Here is a 25,801-nt window from a genome sequence, read left to right as displayed (position 1 = left end):
AACCGGCCCCGGATCGGTCATCGCGTAGCGCTACCGCTCTTCTCTGTGACCGGCCTGTATCCCCGCCCTGCCGCGCCTGCGGACGGGCCCTGTGACAGGTCTGTGACAGTCGGGGGACACCGTCATGAAGTGGCCCGGGCAAGCTTCTCGACACAAGCAGGACAGCACGACGGACGAACCGAACAACCGGGACTCCACGACGGGGGGCGCGAGATGAACACGCTGCACAGCACCAGCACTAGCGCAGTTGTCACGCGTCTGCACGACGTCACCGCATCCCGGAACACGGAGAAGTCCGGTGCCGTGAGCGGGCGGGGGTGCGCTCGCGGCGCCGGGCGTCAGCACACCGGGTCGTACATGACGGTGGTTGACGCGGGGGGACAGGCTCACGGGGGAGCCGCGTACGGGGAGGTCACAGGGGAGCGGCACTCGGTGTCGGAGGTGGAGTTCACCGCCTACGTACAAGAGCGCCGCGCCTCCCTGTACGCAACCGCCTATCACCTGACCGGTGACCGCTTCGAGGCCGAGGACCTGCTCCAGAGCGCGCTGTTCTCGACGTACCGGGCGTGGGACCGGATCAGTGACAAGGCCGCGGTCGGGGGCTACCTCCGCCGCACCATGACCAATCTGCACATCAGCGCGTGGCGCCGCCGCAAGCTGAACGAGTACCCGACCGAGGAACTGCCGGAGACCGCCGGTGACACGGACGCGATGCGCGGCACCGAGCTGCGCGCCGTGCTGTGGCAGGCGCTCGCCCGGCTGCCCGAACTCCAGCGCACCATGCTGGTCCTTCGTTACTACGAGGGCCGCACGGACCCGGAGATCGCGGAGATCCTCGACATCAGTGTCGGCACGGTGAAGTCCAGCATCTGGCGGTCGTTGCGCCGGATGCGGGAGGACGAGGTCCTCAGCTTCGGACGTGACGAGGAGGAGTCCTTCGGGGAGTTGGTCGCCTGAAGGTCTGGGGGGGGGAACAGCGGGGGAGCGGTTCCGGGGGGAACCGCATGGGGTCGGGGGACCCCACCGAGGCCGGGGGGCCTCGGAGCGGTACGGGGTCGGGGGACCCCGGGCACGACAGGGTCGGGGGGCCCTGAGCAACACGGGGTCGGGGGACCACGGGGGAAACGGGAAAGGTCCAGGCGGACGGGGGGTCCGCCTGGACCTCTTTTCGTTGTGCGCGCACGCCCGTCGACGATTGCGTCCGTGCGTCCGTGCGTATGTCGTCCCGCGCGGCGCGTGTCCGTCCGTGCCGTTACGCCGCCGCCGGGCGCGGGGTCGCGCACCGGCCGGCGGCCGCGGCGGTCAGGCGGCCCAGGGCCTCGTCCTTGTCGCAGGGGTGCGCGCCCAGAGCGGTCTGACGGGACACGATCGAGCGCTCGGCGCGCATCAGACGCCAGCCGCGGCGCAGCAGGAAGAGGACCGACTTGCGGCCCTCCCGCAGATCCCGCAGGAAGCGTCGGCGGAACGTCGTCACCGGCCCGCGGGACAGGCACAGCGCGTCGGCCAGCACCCCCAGCTCCCGGCAGCGTCCGACGATCTCGGCGGCGAAGATGCCCTCCGCGATGAACAGCGGAGTCCGCTCGACGCGCAGCGCCTCCCTGCCCGTACGGGCGCTCAGCGAGATGTCGTACACGGGGACGGTCGTACGGCCCGTGCGGCACAGCTCCTCGATCGCGGTGACCGCGGCGCCCGCGTCCCAGGACAGCGGGTGGTCCCAGTCGATGTCCGCGCTGTCCTCCACCAGGGGCAGCGTCGGATCCGTGCCTTCCTTGTAGAAGTCGTCGAGGCGGAGCACGGGGAGTCCGGAGTCGGCCGCGAGAAGGGACTTCCCGGAGCCGGAGGGGCCGCAGAGCAGCACCACGCGGGTGGGTATCGGGGGATGGGAACCCAATTCTCTGTACCTTCTGTGACTCGACCTGGCCTCGCCGCCTGCCGGCAACGTCCCGGACATTATCCCTGTCCCGGGACCCCGCTCCGGTCAGGGCGACGAGGTCTCCGTCACGACGCGGCGGCGGGCTCCGTCACGAACCGGACCGACGCGTCCAGTTTCCGGGCCAGTGCCTGCGCCTCCTCGGCGGTGTCCGCGCCGACCGCGATCAGTGCCACGCGGTTGCCGACCGAGCGGTGCGGCTCGATGACGTCGCCCACGGAGACGGTCAGCTCGGAGTGGATCACCGAGGGGTGGGCGACGACCTCGTCCCAGCCCTCGATCGCGGTCAGGCGTCCCGGGGGCGGGGTCAGGAAGCGGATCGCCGAGCCCCGCACCGGCTTGAGGGCGTTCCGGTCGACGGGACGGCCCAGTACGTCGTCGTAGACCAGGCCGAACCACTCCAGGCCGGGGATGACATGGGCGAGCATGCGGTGGATCCAGCCTCCGGCGTTGCGGATGTGGACCTCGCCGAGGACGACACCGCCGGTGGTCCACCACAGCTCGACGTGGAACTGGCCGTAGCGCAGCTCCAGGGTGGTGAGGGCGGCGGAGACCTGCTGTTCGATCTCCTCCCGCTGCGCGTCCGGCACGATCGCCGGGATGACGTACTCGATCTCGAAGAAGTTCGGCGGCGGCAGCAGTTCCTTCGAGGTGACGGCGAGGATGTGCGGCACCCCGTCGAGGAAGACGCCCTCGGCGCTGTACTCGGGGCCTTCGATGAACTCCTCGACGATGAACGCGGCCCTGTCCGGCAGGAAGTCGAGCGCGGCCGGCAGCTCGTCCGCGCCGTCGACGCGGGTCACGCCCTCGCTGCCCATCGCGTCTCGCGGCTTGACCACCCAGGGGCCGGTGGAGTGCGTGAGGAAGTCGGCCGCCTCCGACCGGTCCGCGCAGACCCGGAAGAGGGGCTGGCGGAAACCGGCCGCGGCCAGGGCCGCGCGGGCCTCGTCCTTCGTACGGATCCGGTGGACCGCCTCCGGCGGGTTGCCGGCGACGCCGAGCGCGTCGGCGACCTCGGCGACCGCTTCCTGGGCCATCTCCCGTACGCCGAAGACGATGTCGAACCTCTCCCCGGCCGCGACCCGCTCCCGGGCCCAGGCCGCGCTGGCGCCGCGCTCCGCGAAGTCCACGGCGGACACCGCGTCGGCCTGCGCCGAGATGGTGGGGGTGGCGGCGAGCGTGGCTTCCTGGTTGGTGATGTGGACGTCCAGGCCGCGCGCTCGTGCCTGGGTGAGGGCGTCCGTCACGACGTCCACGGCGAGGGTGGCGTCCCCCGCTCCGCCGACGAAGAGGAGTTGCGGGCTGCTGGTCGGCTCGGCCATCTGTGCTCCTGTGGTGGTGGGTTGAGAAGGTCGGGGACGGGGTCAGGGCGTCAGCAGCAGCTTGCCGGTGGTGGCGCGGCTCTCCAGCAGGCGGTGTGCCTCGGCGGCCTCGCTCAGCGGGAGGGACGCGTGGATGCGGGGCCTGAGGACGCCGTCGGCGACATAGCCGAAGACGGCGGCGCCGGCGGCGCGCAGCGTCTCGGCGTCGTACACGTGGTCCTTCATGGTCGGCCGGGTCAGGAACAACGAGCCGCCGCCACGCAGCAGTTCGACGTCCAGCGGGGGCACGGCGCCGCTGGACAGGCCGCAGATCGCGAGCGTGCCCCGGCGGGCCACGCTGCGCAGGCTGGTGAGGTAGGTGGCGGCGCCCACCGAGTCGTACACGACCTGGGCGCCCTTCCCGTCGGTCAGTTCGCGGACGGCCTCGTCGAACCTGTCGTAGCCGACGGTGTGATGGGCTCCCGCCTCGCGAGCGATCCGCTCCTTCTCGGGGCTGGAGGTGACGGCGACGACCGTCGCCCCGCGGGCCGCGGCCAGTTGGACGAGTAGGCGGCCGAGGCCGCCCGCCGCGGCGAGCACCACCACGGTCTCGCCCTCGGCGACGGCGTGCGTCTGGTGGGTCAGGTAGTACGCGGCGATCCCCTGGAGGGTGACAGCCGCTGCGTCGGCCAGGTCGACGTCGTCGGGCACCGGGATCAGCTTGTCCTCGGGGACCACGGTGTACTCGGCGTACGCGCCCAGTTGGCCCGCGTAGGCGACGCGGGCGCCCGGGGCGAACGCCGTCACGCCGGCGCCGACGGACTCGACCACTCCGGCGCCCTCCTGGCCCGGGGTGAAGGGGGTCTCGGCCGGATAGGTGCCGTTGCGGTAGTAGACGTCGATGAAGTTGACGCCGGCGGCCGTGTTGCGGACCAGGACCTGGCCGTTGCCGGGTACGGGCGACTCGACCTCCTCCGCGCGGAGTTCGGAGGCGTCGCCGGGCTTGGTCACGCGGATGGACTGCATGTTCTCTGCCAACTCCTGGGATGTGCGCGGGTGCTGTGAGGTGCTGCGGGTGCTCAGGACGGGACGGAGGGGCTCTCGCCGAAGACGTTCAGAAAGTGGTTGATGTCCGAGGTCAGGCCCTTCACCATGTCGCCGATCCGGGTGCCGTCGCCCGCCTCGAGGCCCTGTTCGTTGAGCCTGCGGGTGCGGGCCGAGAACGGCAGTGATCCACTGGCGAAATAGCGTATGGCACCGTCGGCCGCGCGGCGGGGAATGACCTCGGAGCGGGCGTAGCGGCTGGCGCTGAACGGGATGTCGAGCCGTCCCTCCTCGAAGGCGGTGGCGACGGACTTGTAGAGGTCGCCGTACGCGAGTACGGGTTCCACGATCTCGGCCACCTCGCGCAGGATCAACTCCCTTTCCCGCCCTATTCGTTCCTCGTCCAGCCGGATGAAGTCCAGGAGCCGGGAGTTGGCCCGGGAGGCGAGCAGCAGCCCGTCGACGTTGGCGCGGGTGTCGGGGATCCCGTACGCCTCCAGATACGTCTTGGTGATCAGCTTGGTGGCGCCGCCGAGCCGGGCGACCAGCGCGCCGTACAGGATGAGGTCGTCGGCGTGGGACCGTTCGCGGGGGAAGACGCCCATGAACTCGTGCAGCACGGCGTGGACTTCGACGTCCTCGGGCAGATAGCGGGCCGCGAGCGCGGGGACCGCCCGCAGCGCGGCCACGTCCTGCTCGAAGTGGCCGCCCTGCGGATAAGCCACCGAGACGCACTTCACGCCCTCGCGGGTCGCCGCCACCGCCTCCAGGACGCTGATGGCGAGGGAGATCGACGGCGGTACCAGTACGGCGGTCAGGGTGCCGAACAGCTCGCGGTCCATGACGAGTCCGCGCCGCGCGAGCTCCCCGCACAGCGCGTCGACCTCCCGCCAGGCGGCCAGCGACTCGCTCAGCGGAACGGCCTTGGAGTAGGGCAGGTTGTAGGAGATCCCGCCGCCCTCGAACGAGGTGATGCCGGACGCCACGGATGTACGGAACAGCAGCCGCGCGTCGGGCGAGCCGTGCCGGACCTCCAGCGGCGCCCGCACGGACTCGTTCAACTGGCGCCCCCTGACCCACCCGTGGGTGACCAGGGGGTAGCCGTTGAGGTCAGCCGGGTTGCGCAGCAGCGCCGCCCTGGCGTTGTCGAACCGCTTGAGCCGGGTGTGGGAGTCGATGGTGAGCGTGAGGATGTCCGGCGCGGCATGCCGCTCGAGGTCCTGCAACAGCGTCGTCATCTGCGCGTGCGAGCCGACACCGCAGCGTGGTTGCAGCGCGACGCGCCCCTCGGCGCGTGCGGAGTGCAGCACCTCGGCGGCGGTCGGCTTGCCCAACTCCCGCACGTACGCCAGGGACTCGTCCAGCGTGGGCAGTTCAGGAGGCTCGGGCGGTATGACGGGATCGGTCATGAGGCAACGGTCGGGCGAGCCAGGGCGCGTACCCGCAGCTCGTCCAGGGTGGCCGGCAGCAGCTCGGGATCGGACAGGATGACATCCACTCCGAGCAGCCGCAGCCGGTCGAGGTCGGCGCTCTCCTTGTGGCTGCCCACGGAGAGGTTGCCGCCGAGAATGACGGGGCAGTCCAGCAGGCCCTGGGCGCGGGCCGTGGGCAGTTCCTGGAGATCCTCGTACGCGTGCCCGTTGAGGCTGCCGATGATCACGGCCTCGGCCTCGGGGTGCTCGGTGCGGGCTTCGGCGAACTCGGCGACCGGGGTGCAGGTGCCGAGGTTGACGACATGGAATCCCTGCGCGCGCAGGGCGTGGGCGATGAGGTGGTTGGCCACGACGTGGCTGTCGCTGGCGGCCACGCCGAGGATGACGGTGCGCGTCTCTTCTGCCTGTGGTGCGTCTTCGTGCCGCATGGTTAACCCCCGGTGGACTATGGGCGGATGGCGCAGTGACTAGTCGTCGAAAGCCGCGAACAATTCCCGCTTGCTGACCTCACGCAGGCGTTTGATATCAAATTCCTCGGAGTCCGCGACGGAAAGGGAGTCGAAGACCAGGTTGATCGCGGGAACCAGCCCCCACGCCTGCTTGTAGGGACCCCACCCCGGGCTTCCCCGGTCGGCGTCCGCCTGCCGCTCGAAGATGTAGTTCGCCCATTTCGGAGTGGACGGATAACGGTGGTGGAAGTCGTGCACCACCGTGTCCCCGGTGAGCACCAGATAACGCGCCGGCGCGTGCACGAACAGCATGCGGGCGGCCCAGCCGGACCAGGCCGCCGTACGCCTCAGGAACGGCAGATCCGGGGAGGGTGCCGGCTCGCCGATGAATATCGCGTTGGTCAGGCTGCCGAAATACTCCTTGCCGCGCCGCACTTCGAGATGCGGCTCGGGGAAGGTGTGTTTCACGCACAGCCGCAGGGTGTTGCTGATCTGGAACAGCGGAAGCAGCGGGACGAACCAGACGATCAGCAGCGCCTGCCAGGTGCCCGTCGCCACGGTGGCCGCCACGGCACCGCCGTACAGCGTGAGACTGATCGCCTTCTCCGCCGGGGCGGAGTCGTGCCAGAACGAACGGGCGCGCGCCACCGTGAAGTTGAGGTGGAACCACGGCGAGAACATTTTGCCCAGGACCCGGCGCCACATCTGCCGGCGGGTCATCCCGGGGTGCAGGTTCAGGCTGACGAGAAACGCCTGAACAGTGGGGTCGCGGAGGGTCATGTGGTGGGCGGCGTGGTGGTCGCTGACGTGCTCGCGGCTGTAGCGGGCGAAGTTCTGGATGATCAGCAGGCTCGAGGTGGCCCGGCCGATCACCGTGTCCAGGCGCCGCTTGCGGTACATGTTCCGGTGCGAGCACTGGTGGTAGATCATCATGCGCAGGTTCCGCATGCCGTGCAGGGTCACGGCCCAGCCCGGCAGCAGAAGCAGCAGCCAGAAAGCGCCGAGAACAAGCGCGGTGGAGCTGATCGCCACGCCGAGGGCCATGGAGAGCGCGGCCGTCGCCAGATGAAATCCAGGTGTCCACCAGGACAGGGGTTTCTGCCCGGCGAGAGGTTTCCCGGTAAAGAGGGTGAGTGGGTACTGGGTGAACCGGGGCAGGGCGCGCATGGTTTCGCGGGGATCCAGGAAATCCGCAATGCCTTCGGTTCGGAAGCCACTGTCGATGGCTGCCATCGCACTCCTTGAGGTCAGGGAGTTTGTGAGTGCCTGAGATCGGGTCGGTGCGCCGATGATCCTGACAGGCACTCGCCGGTAAGGTCAACCTTTTTCAATCGTCAACTGAACGCGTTCATACTCGCGTCGGGGGAACTGTGAAATCCACGTGAAATCGTTTCGGGAGAACCGGTATTGAGCATTCCGAAAGGCATGCTGAAGCGGCTCTTGACCCGCGGATCCGTGGGTCCGCTGTTCCTTTCCCGTCCATCTGTGCCTTCGTGGATCCGCCGTCCGCGGATGCGCTGTTTCCGGTCGGTCTCTTGTTCCCGGCGGTCCTGAACAGGTCTGTTCAGGACCCGCTCAGGACTCCGGTGCGGGTGTTTTCTCGGCGCTGATCGTCTGTTGCTGCTCCGGCAGTTCGCGCCGGGTGCGCACCGGCGAGAGGAACACCGGGATGAAGGCGGTCGCCACGAACACCCCGCCCACCCACAGCGTGGCGTGCACGCCGATCAGCTCGCCCAGCACGCCTGAGATCGCGGCGCCGATGGCGAGCGCTCCGGTGAGGAGGAAGCGGAAGGTGGCGTTCATACGGCCGAGCAGCGAGTCGGCGGTCATCCGCTGGCGCAGGCTGACGCCGAGCACGTTGTCCATGCCCACCTTGAACATGGCGAGGAACCAGCCGGCTCCGGCGATGACCAGCCAGAACCCCCGGTCGACCAACGGGACCAGGAGTCCCGCGGGCGCCAGACACAGCCCGGCGATGCCGAGGGTGCGTCCGAAGCCCAGGCGGGCCGCGATCGGCCTGGCGCTGCGGGCGCCGACCAGCAGACCGGCTCCGCCGACCGCCCAGAACAGGCCCAACGCGGCGCCCGGAAGGCCCAGTTCACGCACGAACCAGATCGGCAGCATGGTGTTGATCACGGCCGAGCCGAGGTTGCCGAGGGCAGCGGTGAGTGCGAGCGCCCGCAGTTCCTTGTTGCCCAGAACATGCCGCACCCCCTCGGCGATCTGCGCCCGCAGTCTGGTGCCCTGGCCGGCCGGTGGTGCGGCCGGCGTCGGGGTCCGCCGCAGGAAGAGCAGGGCGAGGCCGGACGCCAGATGGCTGCCGGCGCTGAAGAGCACCGCCGCGGGCGCCGCGACCAGCGAGACGAGGCCGCCGCCCGCGCCGCGCCCGCCCACGTTCCCGGCGGCGATCAGGGTGTTGATGTCGGCGTTGGCCCGGACAAGGCTGTCCCGGCTGACCAGTTGGGGAAGCACGCTCTGCGAACCCACGTCGAAGAAGACCGTGGCACAGCCGTTCAGCAGGACGACCACGTACAACTGGCCGAGGGTGAGTGAATCCAGCCAATATGCCACCGGCACAGTGAGCTGGAGCAGTGCCCGGACCAGGTCGGCGACGATCAGTACCCGGCGGTGGCTCAGCCGGTCCACCCAGGCCCCGGCCGGCAGGCCGATGACCAGGAAGGCGATCGTGCTCAGGGTGGCGAGCGCGCCGACCTGACCGGGACTGGCGTCCAGCGCCGTGACGGCGACGAGCGGCACGGCGACGTAGCTGATGTTCGCGCCGAGCTGGCTGAGGGCGGATGCGGTGAACAGGGTGCGGAAGTCGGCTATCCGCCAAGGGGAGTTGGGCTGCATGGTCCGTTCGTCCGGTCGTCGGTCCGCGGGCGCCGTCGTGCGGCGGCCGGTCGGGTGGGGAGCCGTGGCCAGGGCGGGTCGGTGGACCCTCCGGCCGTTGGGCAGGCCTGCTCGGCGCAGGCTGTTACCGGTCCGCGGGCACTGCCGCGGTACACGCGGCGGGGGAGGACGGCGGTTGACAGAGACGGTCGGCAAGAATGGCCGATTCCGGCGACATACTGGCCGGAATGTTATCCGGCATTGAGTCAACCACCGGTGTTTCCTCCCCCTGGTCCAGGCCCCGGGCGTCGCCCGAGATGTCCAATTCTCCAGAATGTCTGTGGCTCCGGACTGGGTGGTCCAGAGCCATTTCATACCGTGTTCACACAGGTTCGGCGGTCGGTGTCCCATACTGCCGATGGTCGGACGGGCCGGTTATCGACCGTCGGCCGGATACGTCCGTCGGCAAGGATCAACGATATCCGGGCGGTTAGGCAAGTGGATGTGACCGAGTCGTGTCGCCCTGGCGCGATTGCGAACATCGGACGAACGGTTGTCCGTAACTCGTTGACACGGGCCAAGAGTTGCGTGATCGTCTAGGTGGAGCCGGGGGGTGCCAGACTCTCCCCTTGGCGCGTTTCGGCGTACGGGAGAAGTCGAAGGAAGCATTCCTCTTGAGGGAGAGTCATTCCTCTTGCTGAGGGGTCAATTCCTCTTACGTGTGAACCACTCCTGATGCGTCGTGGCCGAAAACCAGTCGGCTCGTTTTGGCATGGAGTTTTACCGAGCCACCCCCACAAGGGCCCTGCTCGTTCAGGGTCACCAACCCGGAATAGCCAAGGAATAGCAAAGTGACAGCACGTACTGCGCTCTTGATCGGTGCCGCCGGCGGAATCCTCTCGGAGGTGGCCCGAGGGCTGGCGGAGGAAGGGCATCCGCTCGTCCTCTTCGACAGGAACGAGGAGACGGTCTCCCGTCTCGCGGACGAACTCGCCGAACGCACCAAGGTCGATTTCGTCGTCGGAGACATCACCGACATCGCCGCCGCCGAGCGGCAGCTGACCGAAATCGTCGAGCGGCACGCACCCTCCGTTCTGGTCAACGGAGTCGGCGGAGACACCCGGGTCATCGGGTACGCGGACCTCACCCGCGACCACTTCGAACAGACCCATCTGGAGAACGTGATCAGCACCTGGATCGCGGTCAAGGTCTGTGCGCCGCGGATGGTGGAGGACGGCTACGGCCGCATCGTCAACTTCGCCTCCGCAGGTGGGCGCACGTACAGCCACTTCAACAACGCCGCGTACGTCGGCGCGAAGGCGGCCGTGATCGGCATGACCAAGCAACTGGGACACGAGCTCGCCGGCACCGGAGTGGTGGCCAACGTGGTCGCCCACGGGCCCATCGCGACGGCCCGGGTCGCGGGTGCCTTCGAGCGCCGCGACGAGGCGGCGAAGAAAGCCGTACTCGCCGCGCTGCCGATGGGCCGATACGGCACGGTCGCCGAGGCCGTCGGCAGCGTGCTGCACCTGTGTTCCGAGAGCGCCGGCTACTCCACGGGCTCCGTCATCGACATCAACGGCGGCCTCTACATGTGATCCACGATCGACCCCGCCGCGTGGAGCCGAAATGCCGTGCGGCTTCTTCGTGATGGGCGCGATTCCCCGACGCCCGTCCCCGGTGCGCGGTCTCCGGAAAGCGGGTTCCGGGGCGGCGGGAAGACACAGTACAAGGAGCTTGGTGTGACGAAGTTTGTCGTCGAATTCGAGTACAACGTCGACCGGGCGGGCCGCCAGGGCCTGCACCCGGCGCACGCCGAGAATCTCTACCGCCTGGCCGACAGCGGCGTACTGCTGCTCGGCGGCCCCCTCGTCGGCGAAAATGCGGGACTTCTTCTCTACGAGGCGGAAAACCGTGCAGAACTCCAACGGATTCTCGACGAGGAGCCCTATGTCACGGGCGGCGTCGTCGCAAACATCCGGATCCGGGAATGGAGCCCCGGAAAGGGGAGCCGGGTGGCCGCGCTGAACGGCCGCTCCCCGGAACTCTCCGGCACCGCGACCGGTACCGGCACGGAAGGAGCCAGCTGAAAATGCCTTCGTTCGATCAGGCTTCGTTGCACGCGGGCATTGCCGACCCCGAGATGGATTCCATGCGGATCCTCAGCGAGACGGCACTGCGGTTCCCCGACGCGCTGTCCTTCTCGTCGGGAGCTCCCTACGACGGGAACCACGACCTTTCCGGACTCACCTTCTACATCGACCGCTACATCAAACATCTGCGTGACCGGGGCGTGCCCGAACAACGCATCACCCGGCTGCTTTTCCAGTACGGACCCGTCAACGGCCTCATCCAGGACGAGGTCGCCCTGATGCTGAAGCGGGACGAGCAGATCGACGTCCCGGTCGAGGCCATCATGATCACGCACGGGTTCCAGGAGGCCGCGCTGATCGCCCTGCGCGGACTCTTCGCCTCACCCGACGACGTACTCCTCGCGGTCTCGCCCGCCTACGTCGGCATCCGCGGCGCGGCCCGCATGCTCGACATCCCCGTACGGGGAATTCTGGAGGGCCCGGACGGGCTCGATCCCCAGGCGGTCGCGGAGGCGGCCCGCGCGGTACGGGCCGAAGGCAAACGCGCCGCCGCGCTCTACCTGGTGCCGGACTTCAACAACCCCTCCGGGACGGTGCTGCCCCGCGCGGCCCGCGAGCGGCTGCTCGAAGTCGCCGCCGAGGAGGACTTCGTGATCCTGGAGGACAACCCGTACGGGCTCTTCGCCCGCGAGGGCGAGACACAGCCCACCCTGAAGGCCCTGGACACCGACGGCCGGGTCATCTACCTCGGTTCGTTCGCCAAGTCCGCCTTCCCCGGCGCCCGGCTCGGCTATCTGGTCGCCGAACAGGAGGTCGTCGACGCCTCCGGCACCGTCCGCACCCTCGCCCAGACCCTGTCCAAGGCCAAGGCGATGTTCACGGTCGGCTCCTCCACCCTCTCGCAGGCGGTGATCGGCGGCTATCTCGTCGAGCACGACCATGATCTGCGGTCCGCCACACGGGAGTTGGCCGCCGTGTACCTGGAGCGGCTGGACGCGACGCTGGCCGCGCTCGGCGAGCACTTCCCCGCCGGAGCGGACCACGGCGTCAGCTGGAACACCCCGCGCGGCGGGTTCTTCCTCACCCTGAAGGTCCCCTTCACCGCCGACCTCGCCGCGATGGAGCGGTCCGCGCGGGAGTACGGGGTGAGCTGGGCGCCGATGAGCATGTTCTACCTCGAAGGCGGCGGCGACCGGGAGATCCGGCTCGGCTTCAGCAATCTGGCGCCCGAAGCGATCCGCGAGGGCATCGCGCGTCTGGCCCGTTTCATCGACGCGACCCCACGAGACATACCTGACGTATCCGAAGGACAGGCATGAGCAGCCCCGCACCCACCGCCGTCGTCGTCGACGGCTACTCGGCCGGCAACTTCTACCCCGCCGCCTTCACCGCGGCCGGCGCCCGCGTCATCCATGTGCAGAGCACGCCGGAACTGATCCCCACGATGCTCGCGCCCGACCTCACCGCCTACGCGGAGAACATCATCGCCTCCGACGAGACCGAACTCGTCGAGCTGCTGCGCCCCTACGACCCCGTCGCCGTCATCCCCGGCCAGGAGTCCGCCGTCCAGCTCGCGGACCGGCTCAGCGAGGCGCTCGGCGTGAAGTCCAACGGGACCGCGCTCTCGGCGGCCCGCCGTGACAAGTTCGAGATGATCGAGGCGCTGCGCAGGGCCGGGGTGCGCTGCGCGGACCAGTTCAAGAGCGACGACGCCGCGGCGGTCGTCAAGTGGGCCGAGGACCGGGGGAGTTGGCCGGTCGTCGTCAAGCCGCTGAGTTCGGCCGCCTCGGACGGCGTGTTCATCTGCGAGGCCGCCGACCAGGTGCGCGACGCCGCCGAACACGTCCTCGCCGCCCAGGACATCTTCGGGCGGGCCAACACGGAGGTGCTCGTCCAGGAGTACCTCAGGGGCACGGAGTACGTCGTCGACACGGTCAGCAGCAACGGGCTGCGGTTCGCGTGCGGTGTGTGGGTGTACGAGAAGACGCTCCTGCCGTCGGGCCAGAACATCTACAACCGGGACATCCTGATCTCCCCGGACGAGGAACCCGTGCCGGCGCTGATCCCCTACGTACGCGAGGTCCTCGACGCCCTCGCGGTGTCCTGGGGTCCCGCGCACGCCGAGGTGATCGTCACCGAGCGGGGACCGGTCCTGGTGGAGATCGCCACCCGGCTCAACGGGCAGCTGAACCCCGGCTTCCAGAAGCTGTGCCTCGGCCACGACCAGGCGGGGCTGACCGCGCTGGCGTACACGGACCCGGAGGGCTTCGCCCGTTCGTACGGCGGGCGCGTCTACCGCAAGCTGCGGTCCGCGTACAGCTACAACACCCCGACCACGCTCGACGGGATCGTGGCGGCGGTGGACGAGGAGACCGTCGCGGCTATCAACGCGCTGCCGAGTGTCTTCCTCACGAGCGTCAAGTACCGGCCGGGGGCCCGTATCCGGCCGACCACCGATCTGCTGACGGCGGCCGTACGGATCTATCTCACCTCCGCGGACGAGGAGGCTCTCGTCGCCGACTACGAGGAGGCGCGCCGGCTCAAGGACGGGGTGTACCGGCTGGAGGAGCCCGCGCACTGACGACAGATCTGAGCACCGAACTCCCTTTTGCCTGAACCATCTCGCTGGAGGAAACCCGTGCACAGCCGTATTGGCCTCTTTCTCTCGCCCGTCCACGAGACGGGCCAGGATCCGCATCTGGCGATCCACCGTAATCTTGATCTTGTGGAGCACGCCGACCGCCTCAACTTCGACGAGGCGTGGTTCGGCGAACACCACACGCTGGGCTGGGGACTTGTCGGAGCGCCGGAGACGCTGATCGCCGCGGCGTCCCAGCGGACCCGGCAGATCCGGCTCGCCCACGGTGTCGTGCCGCTCTCCGGGCACCACCCCTTCCACGTGGCGAGCCGCGCTGTCCATCTGGACCACCTCAGCCGGGGCCGGTACATCCTGGGCGTCGGTCCCGGAGTCCCGTTCGAGGCCGGGATGTTCGGCCTCGACGGGAAGGAGCAGCGCAAGCGTCTCGACGAGGCGCTGCCGACCCTCCTCGAACTGGTCAACGGGGAGGAGCGGGTCACCCAGAAGACCGACTGGTACGAACTCAGGGACGCCAAGCTCCAGTTGCCGCGCTTCGGGCCCGGCCCGCTGGAGGTCGCCGTGGCCACTTCCGGTACGTCGGTGACCAGCCCTCGGCTGATCGGGCGGTACGGGCTGAGCATGACCTCGTTCGCACTGCCCTTCGCGCTGCTCACCCCGGGCACCCAGGAGCACATCGGCCTGGCCCAGCAGTGGAAGCACGCGGAGGAGGCGGCGGCGGAGTACGGGCAGACCGTCAGCCGCGACGCCTGGCGCATCGCCCTCCCGGTCCATGTCGCCGAGACCAGCACGCGGGCGTTCGCGGAGGTCCGCGAGGGCTACGACCGCTGGCTGTTCGAGTACTTCAAGAAGGCGGCGGGACGCGACGTGCTGGCGCCCGGCGCGTCCAGGGAACACGCGCTTGAGGCCCGCGTGGAGGCCGGCGGCGCGCTCGTCGGCTCGGTCGACGAGGTGGTCTCCGGCATCCGTCGCCTCCAGGAGGCGACCGGCGGTTTCGGCACGCTCCTGGTGTACGTCGCGGACTGGACCTCGTACGAGAACACCAACCGCAGCCTGGAACTGCTCGCCCGGCAGGTCGCGCCGAGGATCACCGGCTCCGCCGCCCGCCCGCAGGAGGCCGTCGACTGGGCGATCGCCGCCCGGGGCCAGTAGCACCCCGCGCGGGACAGGCGGCCCGGTGAACCCGGGCAGGCCGCGTCAACCCACGCCCGGCCGACCCCGGGAGCAGCCGCGTCGGCCGTCCGGTGATCCCGGACGGCCGCCGCCCTTCCCTTTCGGAGATCCCAGTGGAAGCACCGCACGTACTGGAACAACACGCGCCGGAACGACACGCGCCGGAACGACAGGTGCGGGAAGAACACGCGCCGGAGCGGCAGCCGTCACCTCAGCCTGCGGCGGAGCGGCAACCGGCGTCTCAGCCCGCAGCGGAGCGGCAGCCGCCCTCGCAGCACCCGCCGGAGCGGCAGGCGCTGATACGGCACGCGCTGGAGCGACCCGCCCTGGAGCGGGCGGTTCCGGGGCAACCTGCTCCGGGACAATCCCAACTCGCTCCGGAGCGAGATGCTCCGGAGCAACCCGTCCTGAACCAGCGCGAGTTCAGGGACATCCTCGGGCGTTTCGCCACCGGTGTCGTGCTCGTCACCGCTCAGACTCCCGGCGGACCCGCCGGGATGGCCGTCAACTCCTTCACCTCCGTGTCGCTCGACCCTCCGCTGGTCGCCCTGTGTGCCGCCCACACCTCCACGACCTGGCCGGCCATCCGGGCCACCGGCAGCTTCGCGGTCACCATCCTCGGTGACCAACACCGCGAGCTGTGCCGCCTGTTCAGTGAGCACGGCGCCGACCGCTTCGCCGGCCACGACTGGGTGCGGAGCCCGTCGGGGCATCCGCTGCCGGCGGACGGCGTCGCCTGGCTGGAGTGCCGGCTCTCCGCGATCCACCCGGCGGGAGACCACGAACTGGTCATCGCCTCGGCGGGCGAGGGTGCCGTGACGGACACGGCGAACCCCCTCGTCTTCCACGCCGGGCGATTCCGCGGGCTGGCGGCCTGAATGCGCCCGCCCCGCAACCGCACCGCGCAGCCGTCCCATTCACCGTCATTGGCCTTGGCACCACAGGCAGAGAACAAGCTAGGGAGAAGCTGAAGCCGTGGGCACTACGCACCCGCACGAGGACACGCAAGAGGACACGTACCAGGACGCGCAGGAGCACCGGCAGGACCACAGACACGAGAAGGGGGAGGACGACCGGCAGGAGCGGTGGAAGGCGCACTGGAACGCCCGCCGGATCCCCTTCGAGCAGGAGTGCCAACGCGCCCGCACGGCGTTGCTGGCCGACCTGAAGGACCCGGAGTCCGCCCAGGAACGGGTACTTGAGGACATCGTCGCCCTGTGCGCCGACTCGCTGCACTGGAAGGAGCGCGGCTACGACGCGGTCGCCGCCGACCCCGCCGGTCTCTTCCGGTCCGTGCTCCCCGTCATGCGCTACACCGACTTCGCCGCCGAGATCGACCGGGAGACCCGCACCAAGGGCGGTGTCCTGTCCTGCAGTCCGGTCCTGCGCTGGCTCAAGACGAGCGGCACCACGGGCACGCCCAAGCGGGTCCCGTACACGCTGCACTGGCTGCTGACCTACCGGATCCCCGCGATGCAGGCCATGTGGGGAACGTACATCGAACACCATCCGGAGATCCTCGACCACCCGTACGCCACCCTGGACACCCAGACCGTCCACGAGCGGGTCGACGACTACCTCAACGGCGTCCAGTACCAGGCGATCAGCAACCGCCATCCGCGGATCAACAGCCGTGACTGGAACCCGCCGTGGTCCGCGGCCCCCTGGTTCGGCACCGAGGCGCCCTCCTCGCACGCCGGCCGGATGTACCACCGCATCCGTCATCTCGTGGGCGAACGGCTGCACTTCGTCTCGGCGATCAACCCGAGCACGCTCGTCTCGCTGCGGGACCTCATCGCCGAGCACGGTCCGGAACTCGTCCGGGACCTGCGCGCCGGCACCCTCGAAGGCAGGCCGTACGGCGATCCGGACCCGGAGAGCGCCGCGCACCTGCAATCCGTCCTCGACAAGGGCGAGTTCGGCCTCAAGGACGTCTGGCCGTCGCTCACCCTCTACAGCTGCTGGCTGTCCTCCTCCGCGGGGCTCTACCAGTCCAAGCTGGACGCGCTGCTGCCGGGCGTCCGCGCGATGCCGTTCATGAGCTGCGGTACGGAGGGCGTGACCACCATTCCGGTGGACGGCTCGCTGGACAGCCAGCCGCTCGCGGTCAACCAGGCGTACTTCGAGTTCGTGCCGGCCGAGGTGGAGCTGGGCGCGCTCGTCGACGCGGGCGAGCGGGTCGACACCCTGCTGCTCGACGAGATCGAGCCGGGCCGGGACTACCACCTGATCATGACGCAGGGCAACGGCCTCTACCGGCTGTGGAGCGGCGACATCTACCACGTCGACCGGATCGTGGACGGCACCCCCTGGGTGCACTTCGTCCACCGCGACGGCATCTTCCACTCCTTCACCGGGGAGAAGATCACCGAGGCCCAGGTCACCCAGGCCATCGGCCAGGCCATGGCGGACGACGGCCTGGCAGGCGGTCTGTATCTCTGCGGGCCGAAGTGGGGCGAGCCGCCGCACTACATCGTGGTGTGCGAAGTCCCGGCGCCCGACGGGGAGTTGGACCGGTCCCTCGCCGACGCCATCGACCGCCGGCTGAAGACCATCAACATCGAGTACGCCTCCAAGCGGGACAGCGGACGGCTGGGCCCGATCGAGGTCCACACGGTCCCGCACGACTCCATCGCGGCCTACGCGGAGGGCCGGCGCCAGCAGGGCAACGCCACCCAGTACAAGTACAAGCCCTTCCAGCAGGACACCGACTTCGTCGACGACCTGGTCGGCGCCCGGTCCCGGAGCACACCGAGAACCGAAACCGCGGGAGCCCACCGATGATCGAGACCAAGAGGCCGCCGCAGAACATCCGCCGCGAGATCATCACCCTCTCCTCCGGCGGCGGCACGGAGACCTCCGGTGGCACGGACACGCCAGGCGCCGCCGACACCTTCGGCGGCACCGACCTCGCGCTGCACCTGTGGCGGCCGCGCGGCGCGAGCAAAGGTGCCGTCTTCTACTTCCACGGCCTCCAGAGCCACGCGGGCTGGCTGTGGGAGGTCGGCCCCAGGTTCGCCGACAACGACATCGCCTTCTTCGTCCTCGACCGGCGCGGCAGCGGCATCAGCGGCGGCGAGCGCCGGGACATCCCCGACGTCGGGACGATCGTCGCGGACTACGTCAACGCCCTTGCTTACGTGCGGAACTGGCTCGGCGACGACGCCCCGCTCTCCCTCTTCGGGCACTGCCTGGGCGGCTCCTTCCTCGCGGCCCTGATGCACCACCCCGACTTCACGGTTCGCTACGACGCCGCGATCTTCTGCTCGACCTGGCTGGGCCGGCTGCACGCGGTGCTGGGAGAGGAGGAGCGCACGGCACTGGCGGCGGAGCGCGGCCAGGAGCTCTGGGACGCGGGCCTGAAGGCCACCGACTTCACCTCCGACCCCGCCTACCAGCACTTCATCGACCACGACGACCTGGCCGTACGGCAGTTGACGCGCCGCTCCCGCGCCACCCTGCTCGCCCTCGAACGCCTCTACCTCTACCCGGAGCGCCAACTCCCCCAGGTCCCGGCGGCGTTCGTCTCCGGCCACACCGACCCCATCATCGACCTGGACGCGACCCGCCGGGTCTTCCACCAACTGGTTCCCGGCCGAGGGCTGGCCGTCCAGTTCCCCACCGACCGGCACTACCTCTTCTACACCGACGTCCGCGACGACCTGGTCGACTGGGCGTCGGCCTACACGCTGCTCCAGGGCGTGGACCGCGATGCCTGACCCGGCCGGGACATCCGCGGCACGGCTCTACCGTGTGGCGCTGCCGATGAGCGTCGGCTTCGACCACCCCGCGGCCCGCCGCACCACCAGCGACAGCCTGGTGCTCGCCCTCACGCTCGACGGCGTGACCGGTGTCGGGGAGTGCGCGCCCCGGGCGTACGTCACCGGCGAGACGAGCGGAAGCGTGTCCGAGGCACTGCGGAGGGTGCCGCTGGACAAGCTGTTCGCCCGGCTGCGCACCACGCCGCCCCGGCAACTCCTCGACCGGCTGCGGGAGGACGGCTTCGAGTCCACGTTCGGCGTGGACGGCGGCAACAATCTCGTCTGCCTCCTGGAGACGGCCGTACTGGATCTGATGGGAAATCAGCTCGGCTTACCGGCAGGCGAGTTGGTGTGGCCGGGAACCCCGGAGGCAGACAGTGTCGCGATCTCCCAGGTGCTGGATCTGAGCATCGGGGCCGAGGAGTTCCTGGACACCCGTGGCCCCTTCCACTTCGTGAAGGTCAAGGCGTCCGAGGACATCGAGCGGGACGTCCGCACGGTGACCGCGATACGGGAACGGCTCGGGCCCGCGGTGCCCGTGATGGTGGACGCCAACATGAGCTGGACGCCCGCGACCGCCGTCCCCTACGCGCGGAGACTGCGCGCCGCCGGGATGACCCTGGTCGAGGAACCGCTGCCACGCCGCTCCTGGGACGACCTGCGCACCCTGCGCCGCGAGACCGGGGTCGGCGTCCTCCTCGACGAGTCGGTCTGCACCCTCGACGACGCCCGTGCGGCCGTGGCCCACGAGGCCTGCGACGCCGTGAACGTCCGGGTCGCCAAGAACGGCGGCCTGCTCCACTCGGCCCGGCTGATCGAGTACGCACGCTCGGCGGGGATCGGCTTCCAGGTCGGAGTCCAGGTCGCCGAGACCGGCCCCCTGATCAACGCGAGCCGGGCACTCGCCCTGCGCGCCCCGGACGCCCTGGCCGTCGAGGGCGGCCAGTCCGACCGCTTCTTCCCCGAGGCCGCCACGATCGTCTCGCCCCGCCCGGCCGTCGACCGCGCGGCCAACACCATCGCACCGGCCGAGGGGCCCGGCTTCGGCCTGCGCCTCAGGGACACGGCGGAGCGCTGGGCCTTTCTCGACTGGACGCACGCCGACTGGCACCCCACGACCTCCGAGGAGACTTCCCCATGACGGCTCTCTACGAAGCAAGCCACGAGGGCGAGCGGTACGTCGGCTTCAGCACCCCCGAGGACGCCACGGCCCACGGCGCCGTACTCACGCTCTATCCGCTGGGCGGCACCGATCTGCGGGCCCAGGTGCTGGCCGCGGACGGCGACTCCGCCGCGCTGACGGCGGCCGTGACAGCGGGCCGCGCGCCGCGCGCCGTACCGGCGGACGAGGTGCGGCTGCTGCCCCCGCTGCTGCCGGACTCCCTCGGCGACGCGCTGGTCAGCGGCTTCATGCAGACCCACAACGTCAAGGTCGACGCATCCACCCAGTCCCAGCCCAACTGGTTCTTCAAGGGTCTCGGCGACTCCCTCAAGATCTCCGGCGACCGGCTGCGCGCACCACGCGGCGCGGTGGCGCTCACGGAGGAGGCGGAGGTCGTCCTCGTGTACGTCACCGACGAGGACGGCACCCCGCAGTACGCCGGCTACACCTTCGGCAACGACCTCACCGACATCGGCCGCTTCAAGCGCCACGCCGGGCATCTCTCCTACGCGAAGCTCTGCGACGCGGGCGTGGCGCCCTGGCTCTTCCTGGGCACACCGCCCAGCCAGGTGACCGGGCAGGTCGTCATCGAGCGGGGGTCGGCCGAGGTCTGGCGCGGCAGCTTCACCACCGGCACCAAGGCCCTGCACTACGGGCTGCGCGACATGATGTCCGAGCTGTTCTCCTACGAGGGGCTCAGCCACCCCGGCCGGGTGCACTACGTCTATCTCGGCGCCGACCGCAGCAGTTTCCACAGCGGTTTCACCATGGCCGACCAGGACCGGATCGAGATCCACTTCGCCACGCACGGGGTGACGCTGACGCACACGGTGGACTGGCGCTGACGTTTCAGCGCGGACCGGCGCTGATGTGCCGGTTGGGCCGCACAGGCGAATCACTCGTTCGGGCGGCTCGCCGGAGGGGTCGAGTCAACTACTCTGCGTGCTAATAGAGTTGCTCTCCGCTTTCGAAGAGGAAAACCTGATGGTGCGACACGCAGCCCAGCAGCACACCCTGGCCCGTACGACCGCGCGCGTCGCAGCAGCGCTCGGTGTGGTCGCCGCCGGCGCGTCCGCCGCCGCCCCGGCCGTCGCGAGCACGGACCCGGTGGTGGACGTCGTACGCACCCGGCCCACCTCGCTCGGCAACATCGACCCGCAGGCGGGCCTGGGCGCCCTGACCGGCACGGTGGGGTACGTCACCGGTCCCGTCGCGGGCCTGAAGCCCAATCCGCTGGCGGGCACCGGGGTCGACCCCCTCGACAACGGGGTCGTCACCCAGCTCGCCGACTTCAAGCCGCTGTCCTCGCAGGCCCTCACGGGTCCGCTGGCCCAGGCCCCCTCGGTGGGCAGCATTCCGGTGGTGGGCCAGGTGGCGGGGCTGCTGCGCTGACCGGCGTGCCGCCGGCCGGCTGGAACCCCGCACCGCGCACCGCACATGGAGAGAGCCGCGCTTCCCCCGGACGGAGGGGAAGCGCGGCTCTCTCGTGAAGGGGACCCCGGGGACACGGATCGGGGCCCCCGGACTCAGTAGGACGATCCGGAGACGCCCAGCGCGCCCGTCGGGTGCCAGACCGTCTTCGTCTCCAGGAAGGCGGTCAGGCGCTCGGTGCCGGGTGTCCGGGAGTAATCCACAGCCTGTGGACGAAGAACTCGCTTCAGGTTGTCCGCCGCCGCGATCTCCAGCTCCTTCGCCAGTGCGTCGTCCGCGCCGGCGAGGTCGATCGCGTTGACGTCCTGGTGCGCGGCGAGCGGGGCCGCGATCTCCGCCGTACTGCCGGACAGGATGTTGACGACGCCGCCGGGGAGGTCGGAGGTCGCCAGGACCTCGCCCAGGGAGAGCGCCGGGAGCGGGGACTTCTCGCTCGCGATCACGATCACCGTGTTGCCGGTGGCGATCACCGGGGCGATCACCGAGACCAGGCCCAGGAACGAGGACTCCTGGGGGGCCAGGACGGTGACCACGCCGGTCGGCTCCGGGGTGGAGAGGTTGAAGTAGGGGCCCGCGACCGGGTTGGCGCCGCCGATCACCTGGGCGATCTTGTCGGTCCAGCCCGCGTACCAGACCCAGCGGTCGACAGCCGCGTCGACGACGGCCGAGGCCTTTGCCTTCGAGAGCCCCTCGGAGTCGGCGACCTCGCGCACGAACTGGTCCCTGCGGCCCTCCAGCATCTCGGCGACGCGGTAGAGGATCTGGCCGCGGTTGTACGCCGTGGCGCCGGACCAGCCGCCGAACGCCTTGCGCGCGGCGACGACCGCGTCGCGGGCGTCCTTCCGGCTCGACTGCGGGGCGTTCGCCAGCCACTTGCCCTTGGAGTCCGTCACCTCGTACACCCGGCCGCTCTCGGAACGCGGGAACTTCCCGCCCACGTACAGCTTGTAGGTCTTGAAGACGCTCAGACGCTGCTGCTCGGACTTCTCGACTGCGCTCATCTATCGCTCGCCTTCCGGGCTCGACGGGGCGAGATACGCCTCCAGGCCGTGACGACCGCCCTCGCGGCCGAAGCCCGACTCCTTGTAACCGCCGAACGGCGAGGTGGGGTCGAACTTGTTGAACGTGTTGGACCAGATGACGCCCGCGCGGAGCTTGCCCGCGACCGCGAGGATGCGGGAGCCCTTCTCCGTCCAGATACCGGCGGAGAGGCCGTACTGGGAGTTGTTGGCCTTGGCCACCGCCTCGTCCGGGGTACGGAAGCTCAGGACGGACAGCACCGGGCCGAAGATCTCGTCGCGGGCGATGGTGTGCGCCTGGGTGACGTTCGTGAAGAGCGTCGGGGCGAACCAGTAGCCGGACGAGGGGAGTTCGCAGGCCGGGGACCAGCGCTCGGCGCCCTCCGCCTCGCCCTGCTCGACGAGCGTGGTGATTCGGGACAACTGCTCGGCGGAGTTGATCGCGCCGATGTCCGTGTTCTTGTCGAGGGGGTCGCCGAGGCGCAGGGTGGAGAGGCGGCGCTTGAGGGAGTCGAGCAACTCGTCCTGGATCGACTCCTGGACCAGCAGGCGGCTGCCCGCGCAGCAGACCTGGCCCTGGTTGAAGAAGATGCCGGTGACGATGCCCTCGACCGCCTGGTCGATGGGAGCGTCGTCGAAGACGATGTTCGCGCCCTTGCCGCCGAGTTCGAGGGTGACCCTCTTGTCCGTGCCGGCCACCTGGCGGGCGATCGCCTTGCCGACGGCGGTGGAGCCGGTGAAGGCCACCTTGTTCACGTCGGGGTGCGCGACGAGCGCGGCGCCCGTGTCGCCGTACCCGGGAAGGATGTTGACGACGCCCCGGGGAAGGCCCGCCTGGCGGCAGATGTCCGCGAAGAAGAGCGCCGAGAGAGGGGTCGTCTCGGCGGGCTTGAGAACGACCGTGTTGCCCGTCGCGAGCGCCGGGGCGATCTTCCAGGCCAGCATCAGGAGGGGGAAGTTCCAGGGGATGACCTGGCCCGCGACGCCCAGGGGTCGCGGGTTCACGCCGAAGCCGGCGTGGTCCAGCTTGTCCGCCCAGCCCGCGTAGTAGAAGAAGTGCGCCGCGACCAGGGGGAGGTCCGCGTCGCGCGTTTCCCTGATCGGCTTGCCGTTGTCGAGGGTTTCGAGGACGGCGAGCTCGCGGGAGCGTTCCTGGATGATCCGGGCGATGCGGAACAGGTACTTGGCGCGCTCGGAGCCGGGCAGGGCCGACCACTTGCCGAACGCCTTACGGGCCGCCCGCACGGCGCGGTCGACGTCCGCCTCGCCCGCCTGGGCGATCTCCGAGAGGACCTCCTCGGTGGACGGGCTGACGGTCTTGAAGACCTTGCCGTCGGCCGCCTCGGTGAACTCTCCGTCGATGAAGAGGCCGTAGGAGGGGGCGATGTCGACGACCGCGCGGGACTCGGGCGCCGGTGCGTACTCGAATGCGGATGACCGCTTTTCCATGGTCATGGTGATCAGTCCACCGTCACGTAGTCGGGGCCGGAGTAGCGGCCGGTGGCCAGCTTCTGACGCTGCATCAGCAGATCGTTCAGGAGCGAGGACGCGCCGAAGCGGAACCAGTGGTTGTCCAGCCAGTCCTCGCCCGCGGTCTCGTTGACCAGCACCAGGAACTTGACGGCGTCCTTGGTCGTGCGGATGCCGCCGGCGGGCTTCACACCGATCTGCACGCCGGTCTGGGCGCGGAAGTCGCGCACCGCCTCCAGCATCAGCAGCGTGTTCGCCGGGGTCGCGTTCACGGCCACCTTGCCGGTGGAGGTCTTGATGAAGTCGGCGCCGGCCAGCATGCCGAGCCAGCTCGCCCGGCGGATGTTGTCGTACGTCGACAGCTCGCCGGTCTCGAAGATGACCTTCAGGCGGGCGGCTCCGCAGGTCTCCCTCACGGCGGTGATCTCGTCGTACACCTTCAGGTACCTGCCCGCGAGGAACGCCCCGCGGTCGATGACCATGTCGATCTCGTCGGCGCCCGCGGCGACGGCGTCCCGCACGTCGGCCAGCTTGACCTCCAGGGCGGCCCGGCCGGCCGGGAAGGCGGTGGCGACCGAGGCGACCTTCACGCCGGAGCCGGCGACGGCCTCCTTGGCGGTGGCCACCATGTCGGGATACACGCAGACCGCGGCCGTGGCCGGCGCGCTGCGGTCGGTGGGGTCGGGGCGGACCGCCTTGGCGCCGAGCGCCCGGATCTTGCCCGGGGTGTCCGCGCCTTCCAGCGTCGTCAGGTCGACCATCGAGATCGCGAGGTCGATGGCGTACGCCTTGGCCGTGGTCTTGATGGAACGGGTCCCGAGCGAGGCGGCGCGCGCCTCCAGGCCGACCGCGTCCACGCCGGGGAGCCCGTGGAGGAAGCGGCGCAGCGTGCTGTCGGACGCGGTTACGTCGCCGAGTGCGTGTGCAGCAGGGGGTGCAGTGGTGGGCATGGTCACCAGACGAGCATATCTACGCGCGTAGCGGCTTTACAACCCCGGGGGCGTCTGTGGGGGCGGCTCTGGGTGCGGCTGCGGGTGTAGCTCCGGGTGCGGCCTCTGGGGGGCGTTATCGGTGGCATCCCGGGGCAGCTGCGGGGGCGTTACCGGGTGCAGCTCTGGGGGCGTCTCCGGTGGCATCTCAGGGGTGTGGCTCGAGGGGCGTCTTCGGATGACATTTCGGGGTGTAGCCCGGGGGCATCTCCGGGTGCGGCTCCAGGCGCTCGTCCAGAGGGCCCACCGCGCATGAGCGCCGGTACGGGCGTCGGGCAGAATCTTCGTCATGACCACCCCGGATCACCAGTCACCCACGCCGGACGCCTCGCGACCCGAGGCGAAGGACCGGATCTACCGGTCGCCCGCCGGTATGGCGGGCGGCGTCCTGCTGCTGGGCCTCGTGGCTTGGCTCGGCATCGACGCGATCGTCTCCGGCGAGGGCCGCACGCCGTGGCTGGCGCTGGCCGCGATGCTCCTCGTCGTGCCGCTGTTCGTCGCCTTCACCCTGCGGCCGGCCGTGTACGCCAACGCCGACCGGCTGCACGTCCGCAATCCGCTCCGTGTGATCACCCTGCCCTGGGGGCAGGTCTCCGCGCTGCGCTCCAGCTACTCGAACGAGATCGTCGACAAGGACGGGCGGAAGTTTCAGCTCTGGGCGGTGCCGGTGTCGCTGCGTGGGCGCAAGAAGGCGGCCCAGCGGCAGGCGCGGGATGCCGCCGACGCGTCAGGCAAGCGGAGGGGCGGCGGGGGGCGGACCGGCTTCGGTGGCTTCGGCTCCCTCGGCGGGGTGGCATCGGAGGCGTCCGGGCCGGCGCGCGCGGAGGCGGACCGGGTCATGGACGAACTCCGGGAACTGTTCGAGGCCCGCCGGGAGGCGGAGAGTGCGCAGGGTGAGGTGACGGTGCGGTGGGCTTACGAGCTGCTGGCGCCGGCGGTTGCCGGGGCGGTGCTGTTGGGGGTTCTGCTGGGGGTGGGGTGACGCCGGGTTCGCCGTTCGGCGTCCGGGCTGTGGGTGGGTGGGTCGGGGCCCGGGGGCCGGACAACCCCCCCCCCCCCCCCGCCCCCACCCCCCGGGGGGGGGGGCCGGGCCCCCGACCCGGGCGGACCCCCCCCGC

Annotated in this window: 23 protein-coding genes; 13 read left to right on the top strand and 10 right to left on the bottom strand. The window is 70.0% G+C overall.

Going from position 1 to position 25,801, the window contains the following annotated elements:
* Positions 1-213: 213 nt before the first annotated feature.
* The gene (locus ACIBLC_RS26655; protein WP_399213723.1) at positions 214-957 is read left to right on the top strand and encodes a SigE family RNA polymerase sigma factor; all 744 of its coding nucleotides are present in this window, start codon (positions 214-216) and stop codon (positions 955-957) included.
* Positions 958-1,252: 295 nt separating this feature from the next.
* Here the strand turns inward: ACIBLC_RS26655 and ACIBLC_RS26650 are convergent, their stop codons facing one another.
* The 7 genes from ACIBLC_RS26650 to ACIBLC_RS26620 form a co-directional block, all read right to left on the bottom strand.
* Positions 1,253-1,891: a uridine kinase gene (locus ACIBLC_RS26650; RefSeq protein WP_399213722.1), complete on the bottom strand. Its 639-nt coding sequence runs from the start codon at positions 1,889-1,891 to the stop codon at positions 1,253-1,255.
* Between the two features lie 107 nt (positions 1,892-1,998).
* A complete protein-coding gene (locus tag ACIBLC_RS26645; protein ID WP_399213721.1) occupies positions 1,999-3,252 on the bottom strand; it encodes an ATP-grasp domain-containing protein in 1,254 nt (417 codons plus the stop codon).
* A 42-nt stretch (positions 3,253-3,294) separates the two neighbouring features.
* The gene (locus ACIBLC_RS26640) at positions 3,295-4,257 is read right to left on the bottom strand and encodes a quinone oxidoreductase family protein (RefSeq protein WP_399213720.1); all 963 of its coding nucleotides are present in this window, start codon (positions 4,255-4,257) and stop codon (positions 3,295-3,297) included.
* Between the two features lie 53 nt (positions 4,258-4,310).
* Complete coding sequence (locus tag ACIBLC_RS26635; RefSeq protein ID WP_399213718.1) at positions 4,311-5,684, bottom strand: methylaspartate mutase; 1,374 nt, start codon at positions 5,682-5,684, stop codon at positions 4,311-4,313.
* A complete protein-coding gene (locus tag ACIBLC_RS26630; RefSeq protein ID WP_399213717.1) occupies positions 5,681-6,136 on the bottom strand; it encodes a cobalamin-dependent protein in 456 nt (151 codons plus the stop codon). Before ACIBLC_RS26630 ends, ACIBLC_RS26635 begins: the two co-directional genes overlap by 4 nt.
* A gap of 39 nt (positions 6,137-6,175) precedes the next feature.
* Positions 6,176-7,390: a fatty acid desaturase gene (locus tag ACIBLC_RS26625; RefSeq protein ID WP_399213716.1), complete on the bottom strand. Its 1,215-nt coding sequence runs from the start codon at positions 7,388-7,390 to the stop codon at positions 6,176-6,178.
* Between the two features lie 342 nt (positions 7,391-7,732).
* Positions 7,733-9,010 (bottom strand): MFS transporter, encoded by a 1,278-nt coding sequence (locus ACIBLC_RS26620; RefSeq protein WP_399213715.1) that lies wholly within the window; start codon positions 9,008-9,010, stop codon positions 7,733-7,735.
* An 830-nt stretch (positions 9,011-9,840) separates the two neighbouring features.
* Here ACIBLC_RS26620 and ACIBLC_RS26615 point away from each other — a divergent pair.
* The 11 genes from ACIBLC_RS26615 to ACIBLC_RS26565 all read left to right on the top strand — a co-directional run bounded on the left by ACIBLC_RS26615 (position 9,841) and on the right by ACIBLC_RS26565 (position 21,166).
* Positions 9,841-10,587 (top strand): SDR family NAD(P)-dependent oxidoreductase, encoded by a 747-nt coding sequence (locus ACIBLC_RS26615; RefSeq protein WP_399213714.1) that lies wholly within the window; start codon positions 9,841-9,843, stop codon positions 10,585-10,587.
* Between the two features lie 144 nt (positions 10,588-10,731).
* Positions 10,732-11,079, top strand: coding sequence for a YciI family protein (locus ACIBLC_RS26610; RefSeq protein WP_399213713.1), 348 nt, complete (start codon positions 10,732-10,734; stop codon positions 11,077-11,079).
* A 2-nt stretch (positions 11,080-11,081) separates the two neighbouring features.
* A complete protein-coding gene (locus tag ACIBLC_RS26605) occupies positions 11,082-12,401 on the top strand; it encodes a PLP-dependent aminotransferase family protein (RefSeq protein WP_399213712.1) in 1,320 nt (439 codons plus the stop codon).
* Positions 12,398-13,663 carry an ATP-grasp domain-containing protein gene (locus ACIBLC_RS26600; protein WP_399213711.1) on the top strand — a complete coding sequence of 422 codons (1,266 nt, stop codon included), beginning with the start codon at positions 12,398-12,400 and terminating at the stop codon, positions 13,661-13,663. The genes ACIBLC_RS26605 and ACIBLC_RS26600 overlap by 4 nt, the downstream gene beginning before the upstream one ends.
* A 57-nt stretch (positions 13,664-13,720) precedes the next feature.
* Positions 13,721-14,830, top strand: coding sequence for an LLM class flavin-dependent oxidoreductase (locus tag ACIBLC_RS26595; RefSeq protein ID WP_399213710.1), 1,110 nt, complete (start codon positions 13,721-13,723; stop codon positions 14,828-14,830).
* A gap of 194 nt (positions 14,831-15,024) precedes the next feature.
* Positions 15,025-15,729 (top strand): flavin reductase, encoded by a 705-nt coding sequence (locus ACIBLC_RS26590; RefSeq protein ID WP_399213709.1) that lies wholly within the window; start codon positions 15,025-15,027, stop codon positions 15,727-15,729.
* Between the two features lie 97 nt (positions 15,730-15,826).
* Positions 15,827-17,635 (top strand): GH3 auxin-responsive promoter family protein, encoded by a 1,809-nt coding sequence (locus tag ACIBLC_RS26585; protein ID WP_399213708.1) that lies wholly within the window; start codon positions 15,827-15,829, stop codon positions 17,633-17,635.
* Positions 17,632-18,570 carry an alpha/beta hydrolase gene (locus ACIBLC_RS26580; RefSeq protein ID WP_399213707.1) on the top strand — a complete coding sequence of 313 codons (939 nt, stop codon included), beginning with the start codon at positions 17,632-17,634 and terminating at the stop codon, positions 18,568-18,570. Before ACIBLC_RS26585 ends, ACIBLC_RS26580 begins: the two co-directional genes overlap by 4 nt.
* On the top strand, positions 18,563-19,753 hold the full coding sequence (locus tag ACIBLC_RS26575; protein ID WP_399213706.1) for a mandelate racemase/muconate lactonizing enzyme family protein: 1,191 nt from the start codon (positions 18,563-18,565) through the stop codon (positions 19,751-19,753). Before ACIBLC_RS26580 ends, ACIBLC_RS26575 begins: the two co-directional genes overlap by 8 nt.
* Positions 19,750-20,619, top strand: a complete 870-nt coding sequence (locus tag ACIBLC_RS26570) for an FAH family protein (protein WP_399213705.1) — start codon at positions 19,750-19,752, stop codon at positions 20,617-20,619. Before ACIBLC_RS26575 ends, ACIBLC_RS26570 begins: the two co-directional genes overlap by 4 nt.
* Before the next feature lie 139 nt (positions 20,620-20,758).
* Positions 20,759-21,166 (top strand): hypothetical protein, encoded by a 408-nt coding sequence (locus ACIBLC_RS26565; RefSeq protein WP_399213704.1) that lies wholly within the window; start codon positions 20,759-20,761, stop codon positions 21,164-21,166.
* Between the two features lie 134 nt (positions 21,167-21,300).
* Here ACIBLC_RS26565 and ACIBLC_RS26560 read toward each other — a convergent pair whose 3' ends face one another.
* From ACIBLC_RS26560 to deoC, 3 genes are read right to left on the bottom strand one after another with little or no spacing between them, the layout of a single operon-like run.
* Complete coding sequence (locus tag ACIBLC_RS26560) at positions 21,301-22,206, bottom strand: aldehyde dehydrogenase family protein (protein ID WP_399213703.1); 906 nt, start codon at positions 22,204-22,206, stop codon at positions 21,301-21,303.
* Positions 22,207-23,673, bottom strand: coding sequence for an aldehyde dehydrogenase family protein (locus ACIBLC_RS26555; protein WP_399213912.1), 1,467 nt, complete (start codon positions 23,671-23,673; stop codon positions 22,207-22,209).
* 11 nt (positions 23,674-23,684) lie between these two features.
* On the bottom strand, positions 23,685-24,644 hold the full coding sequence (gene deoC / locus ACIBLC_RS26550; RefSeq protein WP_399213911.1) for a deoxyribose-phosphate aldolase: 960 nt from the start codon (positions 24,642-24,644) through the stop codon (positions 23,685-23,687).
* 328 nt (positions 24,645-24,972) lie between these two features.
* Between deoC and ACIBLC_RS26545 the strand changes: the two genes are divergently transcribed.
* The gene (locus ACIBLC_RS26545; RefSeq protein WP_399213702.1) at positions 24,973-25,665 is read left to right on the top strand and encodes a PH domain-containing protein; all 693 of its coding nucleotides are present in this window, start codon (positions 24,973-24,975) and stop codon (positions 25,663-25,665) included.
* Positions 25,666-25,801: the final 136 nt, after the last annotated feature.

It is taken from the genome of Streptomyces sp. NPDC050535, from assembly GCF_044457665.1.
In the GTDB taxonomy this organism is placed as follows: domain Bacteria; phylum Actinomycetota; class Actinomycetes; order Streptomycetales; family Streptomycetaceae; genus Streptomyces.
The sequence above is the reverse complement of the archived record's forward strand: the minus strand, read 5'-3'. Positions and strand labels throughout refer to the sequence as shown.